We start from the raw sequence: 21,703 nt of genomic DNA, 5'->3' as shown, positions 1-21,703 counted from the left end.
ATTCGCATGCGCCGCGTCGTAATCACAGGTCTGGGCATCGTATCGTGCCTGGGCAATGACAAAGAGACCGTCTCCGAAAACCTGCGTAAAAGCCGTCCGGGCATCCGTTTCAACCCGGAATACAAGGAAATGGGGCTGCGCAGCCAGGTTTCCGGTTCCATCGACCTCAACCTCGAAGAGCTGATCGACCGCAAGGTCTATCGCTTCGTCGGCCACGCAGCCGCCTACGCCTACCTGGCGATGCAGGACGCGATCAAGGACTCGGGCCTGAGCGAAGAGCAGGTGTCCAACCCGCGCACCGGTCTGATCGCCGGTTCCGGCGGCGCCTCGACCCTGAACCAGATGGAAGCGCTGGACATCCTGCGCGAAAAAGGCGTCAAGCGCGTCGGCCCATACCGCGTTACCCGCACCATGAGCAGCACCGTGTCGGCGTGCCTGGCCACCCCGTTCAAGATCAAGGGCCTGAACTACTCCATCGCCTCGGCGTGCGCCACCAGCGCGCACTGCATCGGTACCGCGATGGAACAGATCCAGATGGGCAAGCAGGACGTGGTGTTCGCCGGTGGCGGTGAAGAAGAGCACTGGAGCCAGTCGTTCCTGTTCGACGCCATGGGCGCACTGTCCAGCAAGCGCAACGACACCCCGGAAAAAGCCTCGCGCGCCTACGATGCCGACCGTGACGGTTTCGTCATCGCCGGCGGTGGCGGCATGGTAGTGGTCGAGGAGCTGGAGCACGCTCTGGCCCGTGGCGCGAAGATCTACGCCGAAATCGTTGGCTACGGCGCGACCTCCGACGGTTACGACATGGTTGCCCCAAGTGGCGAAGGCGCAATCCGCTGCATGCAGCAGGCGCTGTCCACCGTCGACACCCCGATCGACTACCTGAACACCCACGGCACCTCGACCCCGGTCGGTGACGTTGCCGAAATGAAGGGTGTGCGTGAAGTGTTCGGCGACAAGGCCCCGGCCATCAGCTCCACCAAGAGCCTGTCGGGCCACTCGCTGGGCGCTGCCGGCGTTCACGAGGCGATCTACTGCATGCTGATGATGGAAGGCAACTTCATTGCCGGCTCCGCCAACATCGACGAGCTGGACCCGGAAGTGGCCGACCTGCCAGTTCTGCGCGAAACCCGCGAAAATGCCAAGATCGACACCGTGATGAGCAACAGCTTCGGTTTCGGCGGCACCAATGCCACCCTGGTGCTCAAGCGCTGGGCTGGCAAGTAAGCAAGGGCTCGCCCCTGCTGTAGAAACGCCCCGACTGGTTCGGGGCGTTTTTGTTTGCGGCTTTCGGGGCAATTGGCCGGCAAGGCCGGCTCCTGCAGGGCACGCGATGCCTGTAGGGGCCGGCCTTGCCGGCCAAAGGCGTTACACCGAAAACCTGCCCACCAGCGTATTGAGCTCGATGGCCAGCTGCGACAACGCCTGGCTCGCCGCGCTGGTCTGGTTGGCCCCCGCCGAGCTCTGCAGCGCCAGGTCGCGGATGTTGGTCAGGTTGCGGTCCACCTCCCGCGCCACCTGTGCCTGCTGCTCGGACGCACTGGCGATCACCAGGTTGCGCTCGTTGATCAGGCTGATGGCCGTGGCAATCTCTTCCAGCGCCGTACCCGCCGCATGCGCGCCATCCAGGGTGCCCTGGGCACGCTGGTTGGTCTGCTGCATGCCCTCCACCGCCCGGTCGGTACCCTCCTGGATGCCACCGATCATCTGTTCGATTTCCCGTGTCGACTGCTGGGTACGATGGGCCAGTGCCCGTACCTCGTCGGCCACCACTGCAAAACCGCGCCCGGCATCCCCCGCCCGCGCCGCCTCGATGGCCGCGTTCAGGGCCAGCAGGTTGGTCTGCTCGGCGATCGAACCGATCACATCCAGCACCTTGGTGATGCCGTGCACCTGCTCGGCCAACTGCCCGACTTCCGCGGCATTGGCGGTAACGCCATCGGCCAGCGCCTCGATCGACGCTACCGTGAGGCGCACCTGCTCGCGCCCCTGACGGGCAATGCGATCGGACTCGGTCGAGGCCTGGGAGGTGGCCACCGCATTGCTCGCCACCTCTTCCACCGCGGCGGTCATCTGGTTCACGGCGGTGGCGGCCTGCTCGATTTCCTGGGTCTGCTGGTGCAGGCCGCGGGTGGCGTCCTCGGTCACTGCGCTGAGCTCTTCGGACGCCGAGGCCAGCTGGTTGGACGAATCGGAAATACGCCCGATGGTGTCGCGCAGGCTCTGCTGCATCTGCTTGAGGGCCGCCTGCAAGCGCGCCGGCTCGTCACTGCCCTCCACGTTGATCTGCGGGGTCAGGTCGCCAGTGGCGACCACCTCGGCCACCTGCAGCGATTGCGCCAGCGGGCGCACGATACTGCGGGTCAGGGTCAGCGCCAGCACCACGGTGAGCACCAGTGCGGCCACCAGCAGGCCGATCACCCACACGCGGGCACGCTCGTACACCGTGCCGGCAAGCTCGGTGGCCATGTTGGCGTGATGGTTGTTGAGGGCGATCAGCTCGTTGAGGGTGGTGGTGAGCTGATCGGCCAGCTGGTTCATCTCACCGTTCACCAGCGCCACCGCCTCCGTTGTCTGGCCCTGCAGGGCCATCTGCGCTACCCGTGCCTGATAGCCCAGGTACTGCTGCTCGAGCTTGAGGTAGCGGTCGAACAGCGCCTGCTCCTCGGGCAATGCAATCAGGGCCTGGTAGCGTTGCTGTTCCTTGCCCAGCTCGCCCTTGATCTGCTCGATGCGTGAATGGGTCTGCTGCTGCGCGGCGTTGTCGCTGTTGAGCAGCAGGCGCAGGGTCAGCGCCCGTATCCGGAACATGTCCTGGCTGATCTGCCCCACCGAGATCACACTGGGCAGCCAGTTGCTGTCGACCTGTTCGGACTGCTGGCGCATGCTGCTCATCTGCAGGAGCGAGAAGGCCCCCAATGCAAACACCAGCAACGCTACCAGACCAAACCCCAGACCTGCCCGCGGCGCAATGTTCAAACGTCTCAAGCTCATCTTCCGGTTCCCTCCAAAAGCGCTGCATCGGTCATGCAGCTGACGTGCTTATTAGAAGGTATCGGCCCTTGAGATTTTTGCGTAAGACGAAAAAGTGATATCAAAACGCCTTGTCATTGCGAGCGCAGGCGGCGCATGCCTCATTGCACGATGAAGCGCTGCTCGGCCAGCAGGCGGTCCCCCTGGAACACCATGAAGTGCCACTGGCCCGGTACCACTTCGTGGTGCTCGGTAAATTCATAGGCCATGACATCCTGCGCGGCCCCCGGTACCAGCTTCTGCACCACCTCGAATTTGTCATGGCGCTGGCCGTCGGGGGTGATCACCCCGGGGGTCAGGTACAGCAGCGTCAAGGGCGTGTCTTCGGCCACCTTGCCTTCAAGGCGATAGCGCAGGCCGAATTTGCTGCCAAGACGGGCCGGCACCCGGTCGGTGTGCTCCAGGGTCTGGTTGGTCTGGGTCAATACCCGTTCACCGGGCTGGAAGTCCTGGTGGCGGGTTTGGAACACGCCGTACTCCACCGGCCCCTGCACCCGCACCTCTGCACCGGCCACCGCACTCACCAGCATCAGCGCGGCCAGGGCGCCCAAACGACTCTTCGACATACTGCTCTCCATCAGGTTGATGGCGGCAGGCTATGGGGCTTGCATGACAGGCTGATGACATCAGCGTGACCTGGGCAGTACCGCGAGAAAGTTGTCCTTGGCCACCTTGTGCGCCACGGCCTCGGGCAAGGCATCCAGAAACCGGTCGAACCCGTGCAGTTGCTCGCCCAGGCTGGCGAAGCGGCCGACCACATCGGAACCGAGCATGAAACGCTCGGGGAAGCGCTCCACCAGCGCAACCCATTCGGGCCGTGGCACGCCCTTGTCGTCCAGCAGGTAGGGTTCGAGCACGCTCCACGACAGGTCGATGTACAGGTTCGAATAACGCTCGAGCATGCGCGTCAGGGTCGGCAGCAGAAAGTCCAGCTGGGTCTGGTGGCGGTGAATCTCCATGCTGGTGCCGGCGTGGGCCCAGATGAAACGGGTATCGGGGTGCTCGCGCAGGGGCTGCTCGATCTCTTCCAGGTACAGCGGGTTGCGTTCGCGCTTGGAGGTGATGTTGGAGTGGATCAGCACCGGCATGTCGTGCCTGGCCGCCAGCTGATAGATGAGGCCCAGCGCCTCGTTGTTGGCCCGTGGCGTGTCGCCGCTGGTCAACGCCGTCAGGTCGTCGTGGCGGGTGAATACTTCTCCGATGCCCTGCCACAGGCCGGGAAACAGCTCGAGCATGCGCTCGATATGGGTGGCCGCGTTCTTGTCCACCGGGTTGAAGCCGGTCAGAAACGGGTGAAAGCGCTGGCGCTGCTGCTCGGGCAACTGTTGCAGCGCCGCTGCCACATAGATGTCGGTGGCGCTGTACCAGTAGGCTGCGGCATCATCGCCGGCGTAGTAGCGCGGGCGCTTGGGCTCGTCTTCATGCCATTTCTTGGCCACCGCCACACCCGAGATCATCGACTGATCGATACGCGCCGCATCCATGGCCTTGAGCAACTCGTCCATGCCGGCGCTTTCCTGAAAGAAATCGACATAATGCAGGTGCGCGTCGCTGTAGCGGTACTCCCGCGCCTGGGCCATGCCCGACAGCGTCACCGACAGCAACAGGCACCCCAGCGTCCTGGCCCACATCGCAATCCCCTTGTGCAATTGACCCAGGGTAGACCTGCCGCCGGGCGCAACGGTTCAGCCCGGGCACCGGGCAGGTTATGCTTCCAATTATTTCCATCGCCCTGGTGCCCCTGATGAACCCTCCCCTGGTAATCCGCCCGCGCGCCGAATCCGTCGAAGGCCAACCCATCCTGCGCCCGCTGCCTTCGGCACGGCGGCGTAGCGTCGGGCCGTTCGTGTTCTTCGATCACATGCTGGCGACCGACTACCCGCCCGGGCGTGGCATGGACATTCGCCAGCACCCGCACATCGGCCTGTCCACCCTCACCTACCTGTTCGAAGGCCAGTTGCAGCACAAGGACAGCCTGGGCTCGGATCAGCGCGTGAGTGCCGGCGAGGTGAGCTGGATGACCGCCGGCAGCGCTGTGGCGCATATCGAGCGCACCCCGCCGGAGCTGCTGGGTCAGCCCAAGCGCCTGCACGGGCTGCAGGTGTGGCTGGCCTCGCCGAAGGATCACGAACAGGGGCCGGGGCACTACAGCCATCACCCGGCGGCCAGCTTGCCGAGCAGCGATGCGCTGGGGGTGAGTATCCGCATGATCGCGGGCACGGGGTTTTGCCTGACCTCGCCAGTGCCGGTGTTGTCAGCGACCCTGTATGCCGAGGTGCGCATGCAGGCGGCGAGCACGCTGCTGATTCCCGCCGAACACGCTGAACGGGCGGTTTATGTACTCGACGGTGAGGCGAGCCTTGATGATCAGCCACTGGAGCCGTGCAGCCTGGTGGTGCTGCCCGAAGGCGAAGCGATGAGCCTGTACGCCGACAGCGAATGCCACCTGGTGATCATTGGCGGCGACGCACTGGACGGGCCGCGGCGGATGAACTGGAACTTCGTCGCCAGTGACCCGGCGCTGATCGAGCAGGCACGGGCACGCTGGGCGGCCGGGGATTGGCCGGTGGTACCGGGCGAGATCGGGCGAATCGAGTTGCCTTGAGATTCACCGGCAAGGCCGGCTCCTACAGAGGCAGGAGCGGGCTTGCCAGCGAAGAGGCCATCAGGCCTGGAACACTTCCCGCAGCAGGGTGTGCATCGCCTGGAACGCGCGCTTGGACGTCCTGGCGTCGTACTTCATCTTGCCTGGCACGTTCGCTGCGGGGTCGGTGAACGAATGCACCGCGCCTCCGTAGCTCACCAGCTGCCAGTCAGCCTTGGCCGCATCCATCTCGGCCTCGAAGGCAGGCAGTTGCTCGCGCGGCACGAGCGGGTCGGCTGCACCGTGCAACACCAGCAACGCTGCCGACACCTTGCCCTCCTGGGCCGGCAGCGGCGTGTCCAGCGTACCGTGGAACGACACCGCAGCGCGCAGACGCTGGTCTTCACGGGCCAGCTCCAGTGCGCAGCAACCGCCGAAGCAGAAGCCGAAGGTGGCCAGCTTGCCCGGCGCAAGCACTGCCTTCGATTGCCCCAGCAACTGATCCAGCGCCGCCTTCATGCGTTTGCGCAGCTCGACCCGATCATTTTTCAGCGGCATCATCGCCGCCCCCGCTTCATCCATGTTGGATGGGCGCAGCGTCTGCCCATACAGGTCAGCCAGCAGCACCACATAGCCCTGGGCCGCCACCTCCCTGGCAATGCGCTCGGCGCCCTCGCCGATGCCCATCCAGTTCGGCGCCATCACCAGGCCCGGCTGTTCCTTGGCGCCGTGGGTATACACCAGGCGGCTTTCGTACACCTTGCCGTCAAGCTTGTACACCAGCGACTCGATCGTCACGTTGCTCATGAACCCCTCCTTGCACAATGAAAAAAGCCCGCCGAAGCGGGCTTTCCTGCAACTGCTTACGCCGACAGTTCGACCAGCAGCTTGTTCAGTCGACGCACATACGCCGCCGGATCCTTGAGGCTGTCGCCCGCCGCCAGGGCGGCCTGATCGAAGAGGATATGCGAGAAGTCGGCGAAACGGTCTTCGCTCTGCTCGTTGTCCAGCTTCTCGATCAGCGGGTGACCCGGGTTGAATTCGAAGATCGGCTTGGAGTCCGGCACCTTCTGCCCGCTGGCTTCGAGGATCTGGCGCATCTGCAGGCCCATGTCCTGTTCACCGATGGCCAGGATCGCCGGCGAATCGGTCAGGCGGTGCGACACGCGCACTTCGCTGACGGTATCGCCCAGCGCGGCTTTCAGACGCTCGACCAGGCCTTCCTTGTCCTTGGCCACTTCTTCCTGAGCCTTCTTGTCCTCCTCGGAGTCCAGCTTGCCCAGGTCCAGGTCGCCACGGGCCACGTCGACGAAGCCCTTGCCGTCGAACTCGCTCAGGTAGCTCATCAGCCACTCGTCGATGCGGTCGGTCAGCAGCAGCACTTCGATGCCTTTCTTGCGGAAGACTTCCAGGTGCGGGCTGTTGCGTACCTGCGCGTAGGACTCGCCGGTGAGGAAATAGATCTTGTCCTGACCTTCCTTGGCACGTGCCAGGTAGTCGGCCAGGGACACGCTCTGCTCGCCGCTGTCGTCATGGGTGGAGGCAAAGCGCAGCAGGCCGGCGATCTTCTCCTTGTTGGCGAAGTCTTCCGCCGGGCCTTCCTTGAGCACCTGGCCGAAGTTCTTCCAGAAGCCCTTGTACTGCTCGGGCTCGTTCTTGGCCAGCTTCTCGAGCATGTCCAGCACGCGCTTGGTCAGCGCCGACTTCATCGAATCGATGATCGGGTCTTTCTGCAGAATCTCGCGCGACACGTTCAGCGACAGGTCGTTGGAGTCGACCACACCCTTGATGAAGCGCAGGTACAAGGGCAGGAACGATTCGGCCTGGTCCATCACGAACACGCGCTGCACGTACAGCTTCAGGCCGCGTGGCGCTTCACGCTGGTACAGGTCGAACGGCGCACGGGCCGGCACGTACAGCAGCGAGGTGTACTCCAGCTTGCCTTCGACCTTGTTGTGGCTCCAGGCCAGCGGGTTTTCGAAATCGTGGCCGATGTGCTTGTAGAACTCCTGGTATTCCTCGTCCTTGATCTCGGTACGCGGACGGGTCCACAGCGCGCTGGCACGGTTGACGGTTTCCCACTCCACGGCCGGCTGCTCTTCGCCTTCGGCGGCAGTCGCTTCCTTGGGCAGTTCGATCGGCAGGGCGATATGGTCGGAGTACTTCTTGATGATGTTGCGCAGGCGCCAGCCATCGGCGAATTCGTCTTCACCTTTTTTCAGGTGCAGCACGATGCGCGTACCGCGCTCGGCCTTGTCCACGGTGGCGACTTCGAACTCGCCCTCGCCCTTGGACGACCAGTGCACGCCCTCGCTCGCCGGAGTACCAGCGCGGCGGCTGTAGACATCGACCTGGTCGGCGACGATGAACGCCGAGTAGAAGCCCACACCGAACTGGCCGATCAGGTGCGAGTCTTTCTTCTGGTCACCGGTGAGGTTCTTCATGAAGTCGGCAGTGCCGGACTTGGCGATGGTGCCCAGGTGGGTGATCACGTCATCGCGGTTCATGCCGATGCCGTTGTCTTCCAGGGTGACGGTGTTGGCCGCCTTGTCGAAGCTCACGCGAATCTTCAGGTCGCTGCCGCCCTCGAGCAGCTCGGGCTTGGCCAGGGCTTCGAAGCGCAGTTTGTCGACGGCGTCGGAGGCGTTGGAAATCAATTCGCGAAGGAAGATTTCCTTGTTCGAGTACAGCGAATGGATCATGAGGTGCAGCAGCTGCTTCACCTCGGTCTGGAAGCCCAGGGTTTCTTTTTGAGTTTCCACACTCATGGTCTTCAACACTCCGATCTGATGGCAGTAGTCACTCGGGCCGACGGCCCCGCGGGGCAGCGTCCGGCCTTTCGTGGCGGGATGAACAGCAGATGGGGGCTGGCATATCTATTTCAAGGGCACGGGCAGTTCTTTGATCTTGAAATGCGCACGGGCCGTGGCGATGGGCTGGTCCGGGTCGCCCTGCCAGGCGGTGATCGCGACGTTGGTCACCCGCCGCCCCTGACGCCACAGCTGGCACCGCGCATAGGTATCGCGGTACAGGCCGGCGCGCAGGTAATCGATGGAAAAGTCGATGATCCTGGGAATGCTCGCGCTTTCGCTGAAAATCAGCAGGTACAGCGCCGCCGACAGTTCCATGAACCCGGCGATCACCCCCCCATGGATCGCCGGCAGCAACGGGTTGCCGATATTGTCGGCACTGGCCGGCAGGCAGAACAGCAGGTCGTCGCCGTCACGGCTGCACTGGATGCCGATCAGGCTGGCGTAGGGGATCAGTTGCAGCAGTGGCGCGTAGTTGCCCTGGGCATGCGCCTGGCGCAGCTGTGCATGCACGTCCGCGGGAATCATTGCGCCACCGCCTTGAGCTGCCGGCCAAAGCCCAGGCCGCCCTTGATGTCCTTGCCCAGGCGCATGTAGGTGCCCACCACCTGGGCAATCGGCTGGTCGGGGTCGTCCTGGTAGGCGCAGCCGCGGATGAAGATCACATCGCGGGTGACCCGGTAGCACTGCGCCTGGCCATACACCGCCTTGTCGGCCTGCCCCGGGTGCATGTAGTCGATGCGCAGGTCCAGGGTCGGGCACACCTCGAACTCGGCCAGGGCGCACAGGGTGGCCATGCCCAGCGCAGTGTCCATTAGGGTGGTGATTGCACCGCCATGGATCGCGCCGCTCTGCGGGTTACCCACGATCTGCGGCGAGTACGGCAGGCACAGCGTGATGCCGTCGGCATCGGCGCGCTCTACGCGCATCTTCAACAACTGGCAATGGCGCAGCGCCGAAAGAAAACGTTCGGCCTGGGCCATCAACGGTGACGGTTCATTCACGGTCAGCTCCTTGTGCAATAACTCAGGTGCTGCATAAGCCTGAGGGAAAGTCTATATGGATCCGGCACTTATATATGTGCAAACGACGCGGAACTTATGTCGCTTACTTGAACTCAGATAATTCAAGCAACTCTATTCCACAAGGAGAAACACCCCATGCGTAAACCCATTGCCTTTGCCGTTATGCTGGCCGCCGCCCTGGGCCTCGCTGCTTGCGATAAAGCCAGCGAAAACAAAGCCCAGGACGCTCAAGAACATGCCGAGCAAGCCCAGAAGAAAATGGACGACGCTCAGGATAAGATGAACGACGCCGCCAAAGAAAACGCCGAAGCCGCCAAAGACAGTGCTGAAGCCGAACAAAAGCGTGCAGAAGAAAACAACCAGGCCGCTCCTGTGACGCCAGCACCAGAAGCCGCCCCGGCAGAACCTGCCAAGTAAGCAACTGCGCTTTAATGAAAAAACCCGACTCAGGTCGGGTTTTTTCATGTCAGGCCAGAAGTTGGCGAAAGGTCGGGCTGAGCATCAGCAACAATGAACAGATCAGCCCGATCGACCAGACCAGGCTGCGCTGCCACGCAAAGTCATACCAATACAGCGGCAGGTAGATGATCCGCGCGATCACGAAGATGATCGCCAGGGTATCGATCAGAAAACCCTGGGTCTGGGTGGTGTGCGCCATCAATACACCTACGGCGAACAACATGAATGCTTCGAAACTGTTCTGGTGCGCCGCCACCGCCCGGGCGCCCATGCCGGTCAGTTGCGCCTGCTGGCTGCGCGGCAGGTGGTTGTCGTAGCTGCCCTGTTGCTTCATCGCACGCGCCACCGGCACCCGCGCCACATAGATCAGCAGTGCGCTGATCAACACACACCAGAACGGAATACTCATGCGACCGGTTCCTTGTTCGGCTCAGGCAATGGCGCCTCTGTAGGGGTATAGACCATCACGTCGAGCACGTCGGAATGAAACTCGCGGCGGTACAGCACCAGTACTACCCCGGTGCTCATCAGCACCAGCAGCCAGGGGCTGATGAACCAGCTGAGCAAGGCCATGCCGAAATAGTACGAGCGCAGCCCGAAGTTGAACTGGTTGGCCGCCAGCGAGATCACCCGCGCCCCGCGCAAAGCGAAGGCCTTGCGCTCCTGCTCGCTGACCTGACGCTCGCCGATCATCGGTGCCGAGCCCACCAGCACGGCGGCGAAATTGTATTGGCGCATGCACCAGCTGAAGGTGAAGAAGGCGTACACGAACACCATCGCCAGGCACAACAGTTTGATTTCGGACATGCCCTGGGATGTCTGCTGTACCAGCGGCAGGTCGGCCAGCAGCGACCAGGCGCGGTCCGAGGCGCCCAGCACGGTGAGGATACCGGCCAGGATGATCAGGGTGCTGGAGGCGAAGAACGATGCGTTGCGCTCCAGGTTGCCGATCACGCTGGCGTCGGCGATGCGGTTGTCGCGCAGCAGCATGCGGCGCATCCAGTCCTCGCGGTACAGGTGCATGACGCTGGCCAGGCAGGCGGTATCACGGGCCTTCCAGCTGGCGTAGCGGGTGTAGCCACCCCAGCAGGCAACGAACCAGCAGGCGGCAAACAGGTTGATCAGGTTGTTCTGGATGAAGCTCATGGCGCTCCCGAAGAAATGGCACAGGATGGTGCATTGTCCGCCTTTCGACGCTGCCAGCGGCAAAAAGACACGTGGCCCCGAGACGAAAAAGCCCCGCATCCGAATGGATGCGGGGCTCTTCAGAGGCTGGCCCGGCAGGCGATCATGGCTTGTGGCCCTCGCCTGCCGCGGCCGGCACTCAGGCGACCGCTTCGCGCGGCTTGCCGAGCATGCGGTCAAGCACCACGGCAACAGCCAGCATCGCCACCGAAGGCACCAGCCAGGCCAGGCCCTGCTCGCTCAGCGGCAGGTGCGCCAGCGACTCCGGCAGCCAGCCAGCGAGGTTGGCGCCCTTGAGCGCGTCGATCACGCCGAACAGCAGCGACACCGCCATGACCGGGGCCATGATGCGGGTCTGGGAGTTCCACAGGTTGCCGCAGAAACTCAGCGCCACCAGCACGATGCAGGGCGGGTAGATTGCCGTGAGCACCGGGATCGAGAACGCGATCAGCTTGGTCAGGCCCAGGTTCGACACCACCAGCGAGAAGCCGGCCAGCAGCACCACCAGCATACGGTACGACAACGGCAGTACCTGGCTGAAGTACTCGGCGCAGGCGCAGGTCAGGCCCACGGCGGTGACCAGGCAGGCCAGCGCGATCAGTACAGCCAGGAAGCCACTGCCCAGCGAACCGAAAGTGTGCTGTACATAGGCATGCAGCACCGCCGCGCCATTGCTCGCACCGGCGGCGATCTCGTGGCTGCCCGCACCCAGGCGGAACAGGCTGATGTACACCAGCGCCAGGCCGACACCGGCAATCAGGCCGGCGATGATGGCATAGCGGGTGATCAGTTGCGGCGAGTCGACGCCACGCGAGCGGATCGCGTTGACGATGACGATACCGAACACCAGCGCGCCCAGGGTATCCATGGTCAGGTAGCCATTGATGAAGCCCTGGGAGAACGGCGCGGCGACATATTCAGGTTGCGCCACCCCCATGGTGCCGGCCGGCAGCATGAACGCGGCGATGCCCAGCGCGGCCAGCGCGATGATCTTCAGCGGGGCCAGGAAGCGCCCGACAGTATCGAGCAGCTTGCCCGGGTACATGGACACGGCCAGCACCACGGCAAAGTACACCAGGCTATAGATGAACAACGCGGTCGGGCTCTCGCCAGTCAGCGGTGCAACACCTACCTCGAAGGACACGGTCGCGGTACGCGGGGTGGCGAACAGCGGGCCTACGGCCAGGTACGCGGCAGCCGCCAGCAGGCCACCGGCCACCTTGCCGATCGGGCTGCTCAGCGCGTCCATGCCGCCACCGACCTTGGCCAGTGCCACCACGGTGATCACGGGCAGGCCCACGGCAGTGACCAGAAAGCCCAGGGCGGCCAACCAGACGTAGGGGCCCGATTGCAGGCCGACGATAGGCGGGAAAATGATGTTGCCTGCGCCCACGAATAACGCGAACGTCATAAAACCAAGCGCCAGGATGTCCTGGCCTTTCAAGACTTTCATTAAGGAAATACCACACTTCTGAAATCGGGATTTAGAGAGGGACTTCCCCTTGGGTGAGGGAAATGCTGCCTGCCCGGATGGAGCAGACCCGTTTAGCGTGTAGCTCCCTTTTGGGGTGCTGGCACAAAATGAGGGCACAGGTTAACGAATCTGGCCGCAAAACGCACTGCCAGAGGGGTGCTTGTCCGATGAGCGAATATGCATGTCGCGTGGATGACCGACTTTTATGCAAGAACGCGCTGTCTGCTTCGCCGGCAAGGCCGGCCCCTACAGGGGGCAGCGTTGTACACCAGAAAGCACAAAGGCCACCCGAGGGTGGCCTTTGCCGAAGCGTGGAAGGTCAGCCGCAGCTTACTTCTTCACTTCCCAACCGGTCAGCTCGGCCAGGGCCTTGCCGATGTCGGCCAGCGAACGCACGGTTTTTACACCGGCGTCCTGCAGGGCTGCGAACTTCTCGTCTGCAGTACCCTTGCCGCCCGAAATGATGGCGCCAGCATGGCCCATGCGCTTGCCCGCTGGGGCAGTCACACCGGCGATGTAAGAAACCACTGGCTTGGTGACGTTTGCCTTGATGTAGGCAGCCGCTTCTTCTTCAGCCGAACCGCCGATCTCGCCGATCATCACGATCGCCTCGGTCTTCGGGTCTTCCTGGAACAGCTTCAGGATGTCGATGAAGTTCGAACCCGGGATCGGGTCGCCACCGATACCGACGCAGGTGGACTGACCGAAACCGGCGTCAGTGGTCTGCTTCACGGCTTCATAGGTCAGGGTGCCGGAACGCGACACGATACCGACCTTGCCTGGCAAGTGGATGTGACCTGGCATGATGCCGATCTTGCACTCGCCCGGGGTGATGACGCCTGGGCAGTTAGGGCCGATCAGGGTAACACCCAGCTCGTCGCACTTGACCTTGGCATCGAGCATGTCCAGGGTAGGAATGCCTTCGGTGATGCACACGATCAGCTTGATGCCGCCGAACGCTGCTTCCAGGATCGAGTCCTTGCAGAAAGGAGCCGGTACGTAGATGACCGACGCGTCGGCGCCGGTAGCAGCTACTGCTTCTTTCACGGTGTTGAACACCGGCAGGCCCAGGTGAGTGGTGCCGCCTTTGCCTGGGGTCACGCCGCCAACCATCTTGGTGCCGTAGGCGATGGCTTGCTCGGAGTGGAAGGTACCCTGCGAGCCGGTGAAGCCCTGGCAGATGACTTTGGTGTCTTTATTGATCAGGACGCTCATTACTTGCCCTCCGCAGCTTTGACAACTTGTTGAGCAGCGTCGGTCAGGCTGGTTGCCGCAATGATGTTCAAACCGCTTTCTGCCAGTACTTTGGCGCCCAGTTCAGCGTTGTTGCCTTCCAGACGAACAACAACCGGCACTTTAACGCCAACTTCTTTCACTGCACCGATGATGCCTTCGGCAATCATGTCGCAACGAACGATGCCGCCGAAGATGTTGACCAGTACGGCCGCGACATTGCTGTCGGACAGGATGATCTTGAACGCTTCGGTCACGCGCTCTTTGGTAGCGCCACCACCTACGTCGAGGAAGTTGGCTGGCTTGCCGCCGTGCAGGTTGACGATGTCCATGGTACCCATGGCCAGGCCGGCACCGTTGACCATGCAGCCGATGTTGCCTTCCAGGGCCACGTAGTTCAGCTCGAAGCTGGCAGCGTGGGCTTCACGAGGATCGTCCTGCGACGGGTCGTGGAAGGTTTTCAGCTTGGGCTGACGGTACATGGCGTTGGCGTCGATGTTGATCTTGGCATCGAGGCAGTGCAGATCGCCGTCGGCCTTGATCACCAGCGGGTTCACTTCCAGCAGTGCCAGGTCGTGCTCTTTGAACAGCTTGGCCAGACCGACGAAGATCTTGGCGAACTGAGCAACCTGCTTGCCTTCCAGACCCAGCTGGAATGCCAGCTCGCGACCCTGGAATGGCTGAGCGCCAACCAGTGGATCGATAGTGGCCTTGATGATTTTTTCCGGAGTGTCGTGAGCGACTTTCTCGATGTCCACGCCACCTTCGGTGGAGGCCATGAACACGATACGACGGCTCGAACGGTCAACGACAGCGCCCAGGTACAGCTCTTTAGCGATATCAGTGCACGATTCAACCAGGATCTTGGTGACTGGCTGACCATTGGCATCGGTCTGGTAGGTAACCAGACGCTTGCCCAACCACTGGGCAGCGAACGCCTTGGCGTCTTCTTTGCTGCGAACCAGCTTTACGCCGCCCGCTTTACCGCGACCACCGGCGTGAACCTGGGCTTTTACAACCCACTCGGTGCCACCGATCTTGTCGCAGGCTTCTGCTGCAGCTTCAGGGGTGTCGACTGCGAAACCCTTGGAAACTGGCAGGCCGTATTCAGCGAACAGCTGCTTACCCTGATACTCGTGAAGATTCATGCTTTTTACCGTCTTCGTTAGGTACTGCGCTTCGGCGCTGCGCTCCTGTGGAGTGCCGCGCCACCTGTGACCGCTTGCCCCCGGTATGCTCCGGGAGTTCGAGTCCGGCGGACTTTCCGCGGTGAGCCATGCACGCAAGACTCACGACGGGCCGTCCGCCGTGGTTTCTTATTGTTTAACGCTTCTTGCGGTTGGCTACGTGGATGGCACCGCCATTCACGGCCAGAGCGGCTTCGTGCAGCGCTTCAGACAAGGTCGGATGGGAGAAGACCATCATGCCCAGGTCTTCGGCGCTGGAGCCGAATTCCATTGCGATTGCACCCTGCTGCACCAGTTCGGCAGCGCTTGGGCCAATGACGTGTACACCCAGAACGCGGTCGGTCTTGGCATCGGCGATGACCTTGACGAAACCACCGGTGTCGTTGGCCGCCATCGCACGGCCGCTGGCCGCGAACGGGAAGGTGCCCACGTTAACCTCAACGCCTTCAGCCTTCAAGGCTTGCTCGGTTTTACCGACCCAGGCCATTTCCGGGTGGGTGTAGATAACCGATGGGATCAGGTCGTAGTTCATCTGGGCCTTGTGGCCCTTGATGCGCTCGACGACCATGATGCCCTCTTCCGAGGCCTTGTGCGCCAGCATCATGCCACGTACCACGTCACCGATGGCGTAGACGCCCGGTACGCTGGTAGCGCAGTAGTCGTCAACGAACACGAAACCGCGCTCGTCGATGGTCACGCCGCTGTCGGCAGCCAGCAGGTCGGTGGTCACAGGGCGACGGCCGACTGCAACGATCAGCCTGTCGAAGGTGATCTTCTGCTCGCCGTTGGCGTCGGTGTAGGTCACTTCGACTTCGTCGCCGTTGACCTTCGAGCCGGTCACGCGAGCGCCCAGCTTGATGTCCAGACCTTGCTTGGTCAGGGTCTTCAGGCCTTCCTTGGCAACAGCGGTGTCGGCTGCCATCAGGAAGGTGTCCAGGGCTTCGAGCACGGTCACCTGGGCACCCAGGCGCGACCATACCGAACCCAGCTCCAGGCCGATGACGCCGGCGCCGATCACGCCCAGGCGTTTTGGCACGGTCTGGAATTCCAGGGCGCCGGTGGAGTCGACGATGACTTTCTGGTCGACCGGAGCCGGCGGAATGTCGATCGGACGCGAACCGGAGGCCAGGATCACGTTCTCGGCTTCGATGATTTCGGTGCTGCCGTCAGGCTTGGTGACTTCGACTTTCTTGCCGGCCAGCAGTTTGCCGTGGCCCTGGATCGAAGTGACGCCGTTGGCCTTGAACAGGGTGGCAACGCCGCCGGTCAGGTTCTTGACGATGCCAGCCTTGCGGCCAACCATCGCCGCCACGTCCATCTTCACTTCGCCAGTGGAGATGCCGTGCACGTTGAAGCTCTCTTTGGCTTCCTTGTACTTCCAGGAGCTGTCCAGCAGCGCCTTGGACGGAATGCAACCCACGTTCAGGCAGGTACCGCCGAGGGCCAGTTTGCCTTCGCCGTCAACGTACTTCTCGATACAGGCAGTGCTCAGGCCGAGCTGGGCAGCCTTGATCGCGGCTACATAGCCGCCAGGACCTGCACCAATCACTACCACGTCGAATTTCTGGGTCATAAAAGATTCCTTTTAGCGTCAAGCGGCAAGCTGCAGGCGGCAAGGCGAACACGCTTCTGCTCGAAGCTTGTCGCTTGCAGCCTGCAGCTGTTTATCAGATGTCCAGCAGCAGACGAGCCGGGTCTTCCAGCAGGTTCTTGATGGTCACCAGGAACGTCACGGCTTCTTTGCCATCGATCAGGCGGTGATCGTAGGACAGTGCCAGGTACATCATCGGACGGATCACGACCTGGCCGTTGACGGCCATCGGACGCTGGATGATGTTGTGCATGCCCAGGATTGCAGCCTGCGGCGGGTTGACGATCGGGGTCGACATCATCGAACCGAAGGTACCACCGTTGGTGATGGTGAAGGTACCGCCGGTCATCTCGTCGATCGACAGTTTGCCGTCACGGGCCTTCTTGCCGAAGGTGGCGATGCCGCCTTCGATTTCGGCCAGGCTCATCTGCTCGGCGTTACGCAGTACCGGTACCACCAGGCCGCGGTCGCTGGACACGGCAACACCGATGTCGGCGTAGCCGTGGTAGACGATGTCGCTGCCGTCGATCGAGGCGTTGACGGCCGGGAAGCGTTTCAGCGCTTCGGTGGCAGCCTTGACGAAGAACGACATGAAGCCCAGGCGCACGCCGTTGTGGGACTTCTCGAACAGGTCCTTGTACTTCGAACGCAGTGCCATGACTTCGGTCATGTCGACTTCGTTGAAGGTGGTCAGCATCGCCATGTTCGACTGTGCTTCGACCAGACGCTTGGCCACGGTGGCACGCACGCGGGTCATCGGCACACGCTTCTCGGTACGGTCGCCAGTGGCGACAACCGGGGCAGCGGCAGCAGCGGCCGGCTTGGCAGCAGCGGCAGCCGGAGCGGCCTTCTTGTTGGCGACGGCAGCGACGACGTCTTCCTTGGTGATGCGACCGCCTTTACCGGTGCCAGCGACGCTGGCCAGGTCGATGGCGTTTTCTTCGGCCAGCTTGCGTGCGGCAGGCGCAGCAATCGGGTCGTCTTCGCCAGCGTCGGCCGGAGCAGCAGCCTGGGCAGGTGCGGCGGCAGCGGCGGCCGGAGCAGCAGCTGGTGCAGCGCCTTCATTGATCGAACCCAGCACTTCGTCGGACAGCACGGTCTCGCCTTCGCCCTTGACGATGTCGCCCAGCACGCCATCGGCGGTGGCCAGCACTTCCAGGACGACCTTGTCGGTCTCGATGTCGACGATCAGCTCGTCACGCTTGACGGCTTCGCCCGGTTTCTTGTGCCAGGTGGCAACGGTGCCATCGGCAACCGATTCCGGGAAAGTAGGGGCTTTGATCTCGATAGCCATTATCAGTGGTTCCTTAAATTCGGTTTCTGGTGCGCGATGGCATTAAACGGTGAAGGCAGCTTGCAGCAGTTTTTCCTGCTGTTCGGCGTGCATCGAAGCGTAACCACAGGCAGGTGCTGCCGAGGCGTCACGACCGGCGTACTCAAGGACCAGGTCCTTGTTGTGACGGCTCAGGATGCGACGCATGTGGTGCTGGCTGCTGTACCACGCGCCCTGGTTCATCGGCTCTTCCTGACACCACACCACGTCCTTCAGACCGGTGTAAGGCGCAAGGATTTCAACCAGATCGTCTTCAGGGAACGGATACAGTTGCTCGATACGCACGATAGCGATGTCTTCACGACCTTCGGCACGGCGTTTTTCCAGCAGATCGTAGTAGACCTTGCCGCTGCACAGCACCAGGCGCGTCACCTTGGCCGGATCGAGGCTGTCGATTTCCGGAATGACGGTCTGGAACGAGCCTTCGGCCAGTTCTTCCAGGGTCGAGATGGCCAGCTTGTGGCGCAGCAGCGACTTGGGTGTCAGCACGATCAGCGGCTTGCGCAGCGGACGGATGACCTGACGACGCAGCAGGTGGTAGATCTGAGCCGGCGTGGTAGGTACGCAGACCTGAACGTTGTGCTCGGCACACAGTTGCAGGTAACGCTCCAGACGCGCCGAGGAGTGCTCAGGCCCCTGCCCTTCATAACCGTGTGGCAGCAGCATGGTCAGACCGCACAGACGGCCCCACTTGTGCTCGCCGCTGGTGATGAACTGGTCGACAACCACCTGGGCACCGTTGGCGAAGTCGCCGAACTGGGCTTCCCAGATCACCAGCGCATTGGGCTGGGTGGTCGAGTAGCCGTATTCGAACGCCAGTACCGCCTCTTCGGACAGGAACGAATCGTACAGGTCGAAACGTGGCTGGCCCGGGAACAGGTTCTGCAGCGGGATATAGGTGCTGGCGTCCTTCTGGTTGTGCAACACCGCATGGCGGTGAGAGAAGGTGCCGCGACCGATATCCTGACCCGTCATGCGGATCGGGTGACCTTCGAAGGCCAGGGTGGCGTACGCCATGGTTTCGGCGTAACCCCAGTTGATCGGCAAGCCACCGGCCTGCATCTTCTGGCGATCTTCGTAGATCTTCGACACCTGGCGCTGAACCACGAAGCCTTCCGGCAGCTCCAGCAACTTGGCCGAGAGCTCCTGCAGGGTCTTGAGGTCGAAGCGGGTGTCGTGACGCGCGGTCCAGGCGTGGCCCAGGTATGGACGCCAGTCGACGAACAGCTCCTTGTTCGGCTCCTTGACCAGGCTTTTCACAACATGCAGGCCGTTGTCCAGCGCATTGCGGTACTCGTCGACCTTGGCCTGGACGCGCTCGGCATCCAGACGACCGGCCTGGGTCAGCGCATCGGCGTACAGCTCACGGGTGGTGCGCTGCTTGCTGATCTGCTGGTACATCAGCGGCTGGGTGCCGTTCGGCTCGTCGGCCTCGTTGTGGCCGCGACGACGGTAGCAGACCAGGTCGATGACCACGTCACGCTTGAACTGCATGCGGTAGTCGACCGCCAGCTGGGTCACGAACAGCACCGCTTCCGGATCGTCGCCGTTGACGTGCAGGATCGGCGCCTGGATCATCTTGGCGACGTCGGTGCAGTACTCGGTGGAACGCGAGTCCAGCGGGTTGCTGATGGTGAAACCAACCTGGTTGTTGATCACGATGTGCACGGTGCCGCCGGTCTTGAAACCGCGGGTCTGCGACATCTGGAAGGTTTCCATGACCACGCCCTGGCCAGCGAAGGCCGCGTCGCCGTGGATCGAGATCGGCAGTACCTTGTCGCCAACGCTGTCGTTGCGGCGGTCCTGACGGGCACGCACCGAACCTTCCACCACTGGCGAGACGATTTCCAGGTGCGAAGGGTTGAACGCCATGGCCAGGTGAACTTCACCGCCGGCGGTCATCACGTTGGACGAGAAGCCCTGGTGATACTTCACGTCACCGGAACCCAGCTCGACCTTCTTCTTGCCTTCGAACTCGTCGAACAGCTCGCGCGGGTTCTTGCCGAAGGTGTTGACCAGTACGTTCAGGCGACCACGGTGGGCCATGCCGATCACGACTTCCTTGGTGCCATAGGAACCGGAGCGCTGGATCAGCTCGTCCAGCATCGGAATCAGGCTTTCGCCGCCTTCCAGGCCGAAACGTTTGGTGCCCGGGTATTTGGTACCCAGGTATTTCTCCAGGCCTTCTGCCGCGGTAACGCGCTCGAGCAGGTGGCTCTGGATGTCTGCGGAAAATTCAGGACGCCCACGCACGCTCTCCAGACGCTGCTGGAACCAGCTGCGCTGCTCGGAGTCGACGATGTGGGTGAACTCGGCGCCGATGGTGCGGCAATATGTCTGCTGCAACGCCTCGAAGATTTCGCGTAGGCTCGCTTCCTCTTTGCCGATGAACAGGTCGCCGGCACGGAAGGTCGTATCAAGATCGGCATTGGTCAAGCCGTAATGATTGATCGACAGGTCTACTGGCGCAGGGCGCTGCCACAACCCCAGGGGGTCGAGCTTCGCGGCTTGGTGGCCGCGCATACGGTAGGCCTGGATCAGTCGCAGCACTTCAACCTGCTTCTTCTCGTGTTCACTGCTCACGCTACCGGCGGAAACCGGTTGGGCGCGGCGCTGGTTCTTTGCCAGCAGTACGAAATGGTCGCGGATCGTCGAGTGCGATACATCGGTGGCAGTGCTGCCTTCGGCGGGCAACTTCTGAAAGTAAGTGCGCCACTCTTCTGGCACAGCGTTAGGGTCGTGCAGGTAGAGCTCGTAGAGCTCTTCCACATAGGCAGCGTTACCACCTGAAAGGTGGGCGCTGTTCCACATGCGCTGCATCACGCTTTCTTGCATGCTTGGTCACCCTCGGTTAGGGGCCTCGATCGGCAAGAACCACAGCAAGCTGAGTTGAGTCCGTATGCAGCGACTGAACCAAGCCACCGAGAGTTCCGCAGATTTACCGGGTACCAGCCCGGACGCCCCTGCTGGTCTCATATCTTCATAGGTAAAAGCTCGGGCTTTTGGCCTTTGCTCAAGTTGCACCTCGGTGCGGGCAAGGGCCCGCACTTCGGTGTGCTACGGGTACAACACTTTTGAATCAGGTGCCGCTTTGCAGCAGCATGTTACGTACGTGGCCGATTGCCTTGGTCGGGTTCAGACCTTTGGGGCAAACGTTTACGCAGTTCATGATCCCGCGGCAGCGGAATACGCTGAACGGGTCATCCAGGGACGCCAGGCGCTCCTGGGTCTTGGTGTCACGGCTATCGGCCAGGAAGCGATAAGCTTGAAGCAGAGCGGCCGGGCCCAGGAACTTGTCCGGGTTCCACCAGAACGACGGGCAGGAAGTCGAGCAGCAAGCGCACAGGATGCACTCGTACAGACCGTCCAGCTTCTCGCGTTCTTCCGGGGACTGCAGGCGTTCGATCGCCGGCGCCGGGGTATCGTTCTGCAGGAACGGCTTCACCTTCTCGTACTGCTTGTAGAAGATGCTCATATCAACGACCAGGTCACGGATGACCGGCAGGCCGGGCAGCGGACGCACGACCAGCTTGTTCTTCTTCACCACCGCCGACAGCGGGGTGATGCAGGCCAGGCCGTTCTTGCCGTTGATGTTCATGCCATCGGAACCGCACACGCCTTCGCGGCACGAACGACGATAGGAGAAGCCTTCGTCCTGTTCCTTGATCAGTGCCAGCACATCCAGAACCATCAGGTCCTTGCCGCCGGTATCGACTTCGAACACCTGGGTCTTAGGTGCCGAGTCGGTGTCGGGGTTGTAGCGATAAACTTCGACTTTCAACATAGTGG

The 21,703-nt window shown here is 62.3% G+C and carries 19 protein-coding genes; 3 read left to right on the top strand and 16 right to left on the bottom strand.

Annotation, left to right across the window (positions count from 1 at the left end; genetic code table 11):
- Window positions 1-6: 6 nt before the first annotated feature.
- On the top strand, window positions 7-1,227 hold the full coding sequence (gene fabB, locus NP552_RS23125) for a beta-ketoacyl-ACP synthase I (protein WP_054915677.1): 1,221 nt from the start codon (window positions 7-9) through the stop codon (window positions 1,225-1,227).
- Between the two features lie 141 nt (window positions 1,228-1,368).
- Here the strand turns inward: fabB and NP552_RS23120 are convergent, their stop codons facing one another.
- The 3 genes from NP552_RS23120 to NP552_RS23110 form a co-directional block, all read right to left on the bottom strand.
- Window positions 1,369-2,994 carry a methyl-accepting chemotaxis protein gene (locus NP552_RS23120; RefSeq protein ID WP_274097195.1) on the bottom strand — a complete coding sequence of 542 codons (1,626 nt, stop codon included), beginning with the start codon at window positions 2,992-2,994 and terminating at the stop codon, window positions 1,369-1,371.
- A gap of 140 nt (window positions 2,995-3,134) precedes the next feature.
- Window positions 3,135-3,599, bottom strand: coding sequence for a DUF3859 domain-containing protein (locus NP552_RS23115; protein WP_253087366.1), 465 nt, complete (start codon window positions 3,597-3,599; stop codon window positions 3,135-3,137).
- A 60-nt stretch (window positions 3,600-3,659) separates the two neighbouring features.
- Window positions 3,660-4,664 (bottom strand): amidohydrolase family protein, encoded by a 1,005-nt coding sequence (locus tag NP552_RS23110; protein WP_104572267.1) that lies wholly within the window; start codon window positions 4,662-4,664, stop codon window positions 3,660-3,662.
- Between the two features lie 113 nt (window positions 4,665-4,777).
- Between NP552_RS23110 and NP552_RS23105 the strand changes: the two genes are divergently transcribed.
- Complete coding sequence (locus NP552_RS23105; RefSeq protein WP_054915674.1) at window positions 4,778-5,638, top strand: pirin family protein; 861 nt, start codon at window positions 4,778-4,780, stop codon at window positions 5,636-5,638.
- 60 nt (window positions 5,639-5,698) lie between these two features.
- Here NP552_RS23105 and NP552_RS23100 read toward each other — a convergent pair whose 3' ends face one another.
- From NP552_RS23100 to NP552_RS23085, 4 genes are all read right to left on the bottom strand, one after another.
- Window positions 5,699-6,424, bottom strand: coding sequence for a dienelactone hydrolase family protein (locus tag NP552_RS23100; protein WP_043863126.1), 726 nt, complete (start codon window positions 6,422-6,424; stop codon window positions 5,699-5,701).
- A gap of 56 nt (window positions 6,425-6,480) precedes the next feature.
- Complete coding sequence (htpG, locus tag NP552_RS23095) at window positions 6,481-8,385, bottom strand: molecular chaperone HtpG (protein WP_054915672.1); 1,905 nt, start codon at window positions 8,383-8,385, stop codon at window positions 6,481-6,483.
- Window positions 8,386-8,493: 108 nt separating this feature from the next.
- Window positions 8,494-8,955, bottom strand: coding sequence for a PaaI family thioesterase (locus tag NP552_RS23090; protein WP_043863128.1), 462 nt, complete (start codon window positions 8,953-8,955; stop codon window positions 8,494-8,496).
- On the bottom strand, window positions 8,952-9,410 hold the full coding sequence (locus tag NP552_RS23085) for a PaaI family thioesterase (protein WP_043863129.1): 459 nt from the start codon (window positions 9,408-9,410) through the stop codon (window positions 8,952-8,954). Before NP552_RS23085 ends, NP552_RS23090 begins: the two co-directional genes overlap by 4 nt.
- Window positions 9,411-9,587: 177 nt before the next feature.
- On the opposite strand from NP552_RS23085, the gene NP552_RS23080 reads away from it, so the two are divergent.
- On the top strand, window positions 9,588-9,869 hold the full coding sequence (locus NP552_RS23080; RefSeq protein ID WP_043863130.1) for a hypothetical protein: 282 nt from the start codon (window positions 9,588-9,590) through the stop codon (window positions 9,867-9,869).
- Window positions 9,870-9,918: 49 nt separating this feature from the next.
- Here NP552_RS23080 and NP552_RS23075 read toward each other — a convergent pair whose 3' ends face one another.
- The 9 genes from NP552_RS23075 to NP552_RS23035 form a co-directional block, all read right to left on the bottom strand.
- On the bottom strand, window positions 9,919-10,320 hold the full coding sequence (locus NP552_RS23075; RefSeq protein ID WP_054915670.1) for an MAPEG family protein: 402 nt from the start codon (window positions 10,318-10,320) through the stop codon (window positions 9,919-9,921).
- Window positions 10,317-11,057: a DUF599 domain-containing protein gene (locus NP552_RS23070; protein WP_054915669.1), complete on the bottom strand. Its 741-nt coding sequence runs from the start codon at window positions 11,055-11,057 to the stop codon at window positions 10,317-10,319. The genes NP552_RS23075 and NP552_RS23070 overlap by 4 nt, the downstream gene beginning before the upstream one ends.
- Window positions 11,058-11,235: 178 nt before the next feature.
- Entirely contained in the window at window positions 11,236-12,549 is a 1,314-nt protein-coding gene (gene brnQ / locus NP552_RS23065) for a branched-chain amino acid transport system II carrier protein (RefSeq protein WP_043863133.1), read from the bottom strand.
- Window positions 12,550-12,900: 351 nt separating this feature from the next.
- Window positions 12,901-13,785 carry a succinate--CoA ligase subunit alpha gene (gene sucD / locus NP552_RS23060; RefSeq protein WP_038613108.1) on the bottom strand — a complete coding sequence of 295 codons (885 nt, stop codon included), beginning with the start codon at window positions 13,783-13,785 and terminating at the stop codon, window positions 12,901-12,903.
- Window positions 13,785-14,951, bottom strand: coding sequence for an ADP-forming succinate--CoA ligase subunit beta (gene sucC / locus NP552_RS23055; protein WP_043863134.1), 1,167 nt, complete (start codon window positions 14,949-14,951; stop codon window positions 13,785-13,787). Before sucC ends, sucD begins: the two co-directional genes overlap by 1 nt.
- Window positions 14,952-15,126: 175 nt before the next feature.
- Complete coding sequence (gene lpdA / locus NP552_RS23050; protein ID WP_043863135.1) at window positions 15,127-16,563, bottom strand: dihydrolipoyl dehydrogenase; 1,437 nt, start codon at window positions 16,561-16,563, stop codon at window positions 15,127-15,129.
- 94 nt (window positions 16,564-16,657) lie between these two features.
- On the bottom strand, window positions 16,658-17,875 hold the full coding sequence (gene odhB / locus NP552_RS23045; protein ID WP_054915668.1) for a 2-oxoglutarate dehydrogenase complex dihydrolipoyllysine-residue succinyltransferase: 1,218 nt from the start codon (window positions 17,873-17,875) through the stop codon (window positions 16,658-16,660).
- A gap of 42 nt (window positions 17,876-17,917) precedes the next feature.
- Window positions 17,918-20,749: a 2-oxoglutarate dehydrogenase E1 component gene (locus NP552_RS23040; RefSeq protein WP_043863137.1), complete on the bottom strand. Its 2,832-nt coding sequence runs from the start codon at window positions 20,747-20,749 to the stop codon at window positions 17,918-17,920.
- Between the two features lie 244 nt (window positions 20,750-20,993).
- Entirely contained in the window at window positions 20,994-21,698 is a 705-nt protein-coding gene (locus tag NP552_RS23035) for a succinate dehydrogenase iron-sulfur subunit (protein WP_043863138.1), read from the bottom strand.
- Window positions 21,699-21,703 lie beyond the last annotated feature (5 nt).

The organism is Pseudomonas sp. 8209, assembly GCF_028682105.1.
Classification (GTDB): Bacteria; Pseudomonadota; Gammaproteobacteria; order Pseudomonadales; family Pseudomonadaceae; genus Aquipseudomonas; species Aquipseudomonas palmensis.
Note: the sequence above shows the minus strand (reverse complement) of the source record. Positions and strands in the feature narration are given on the sequence as shown.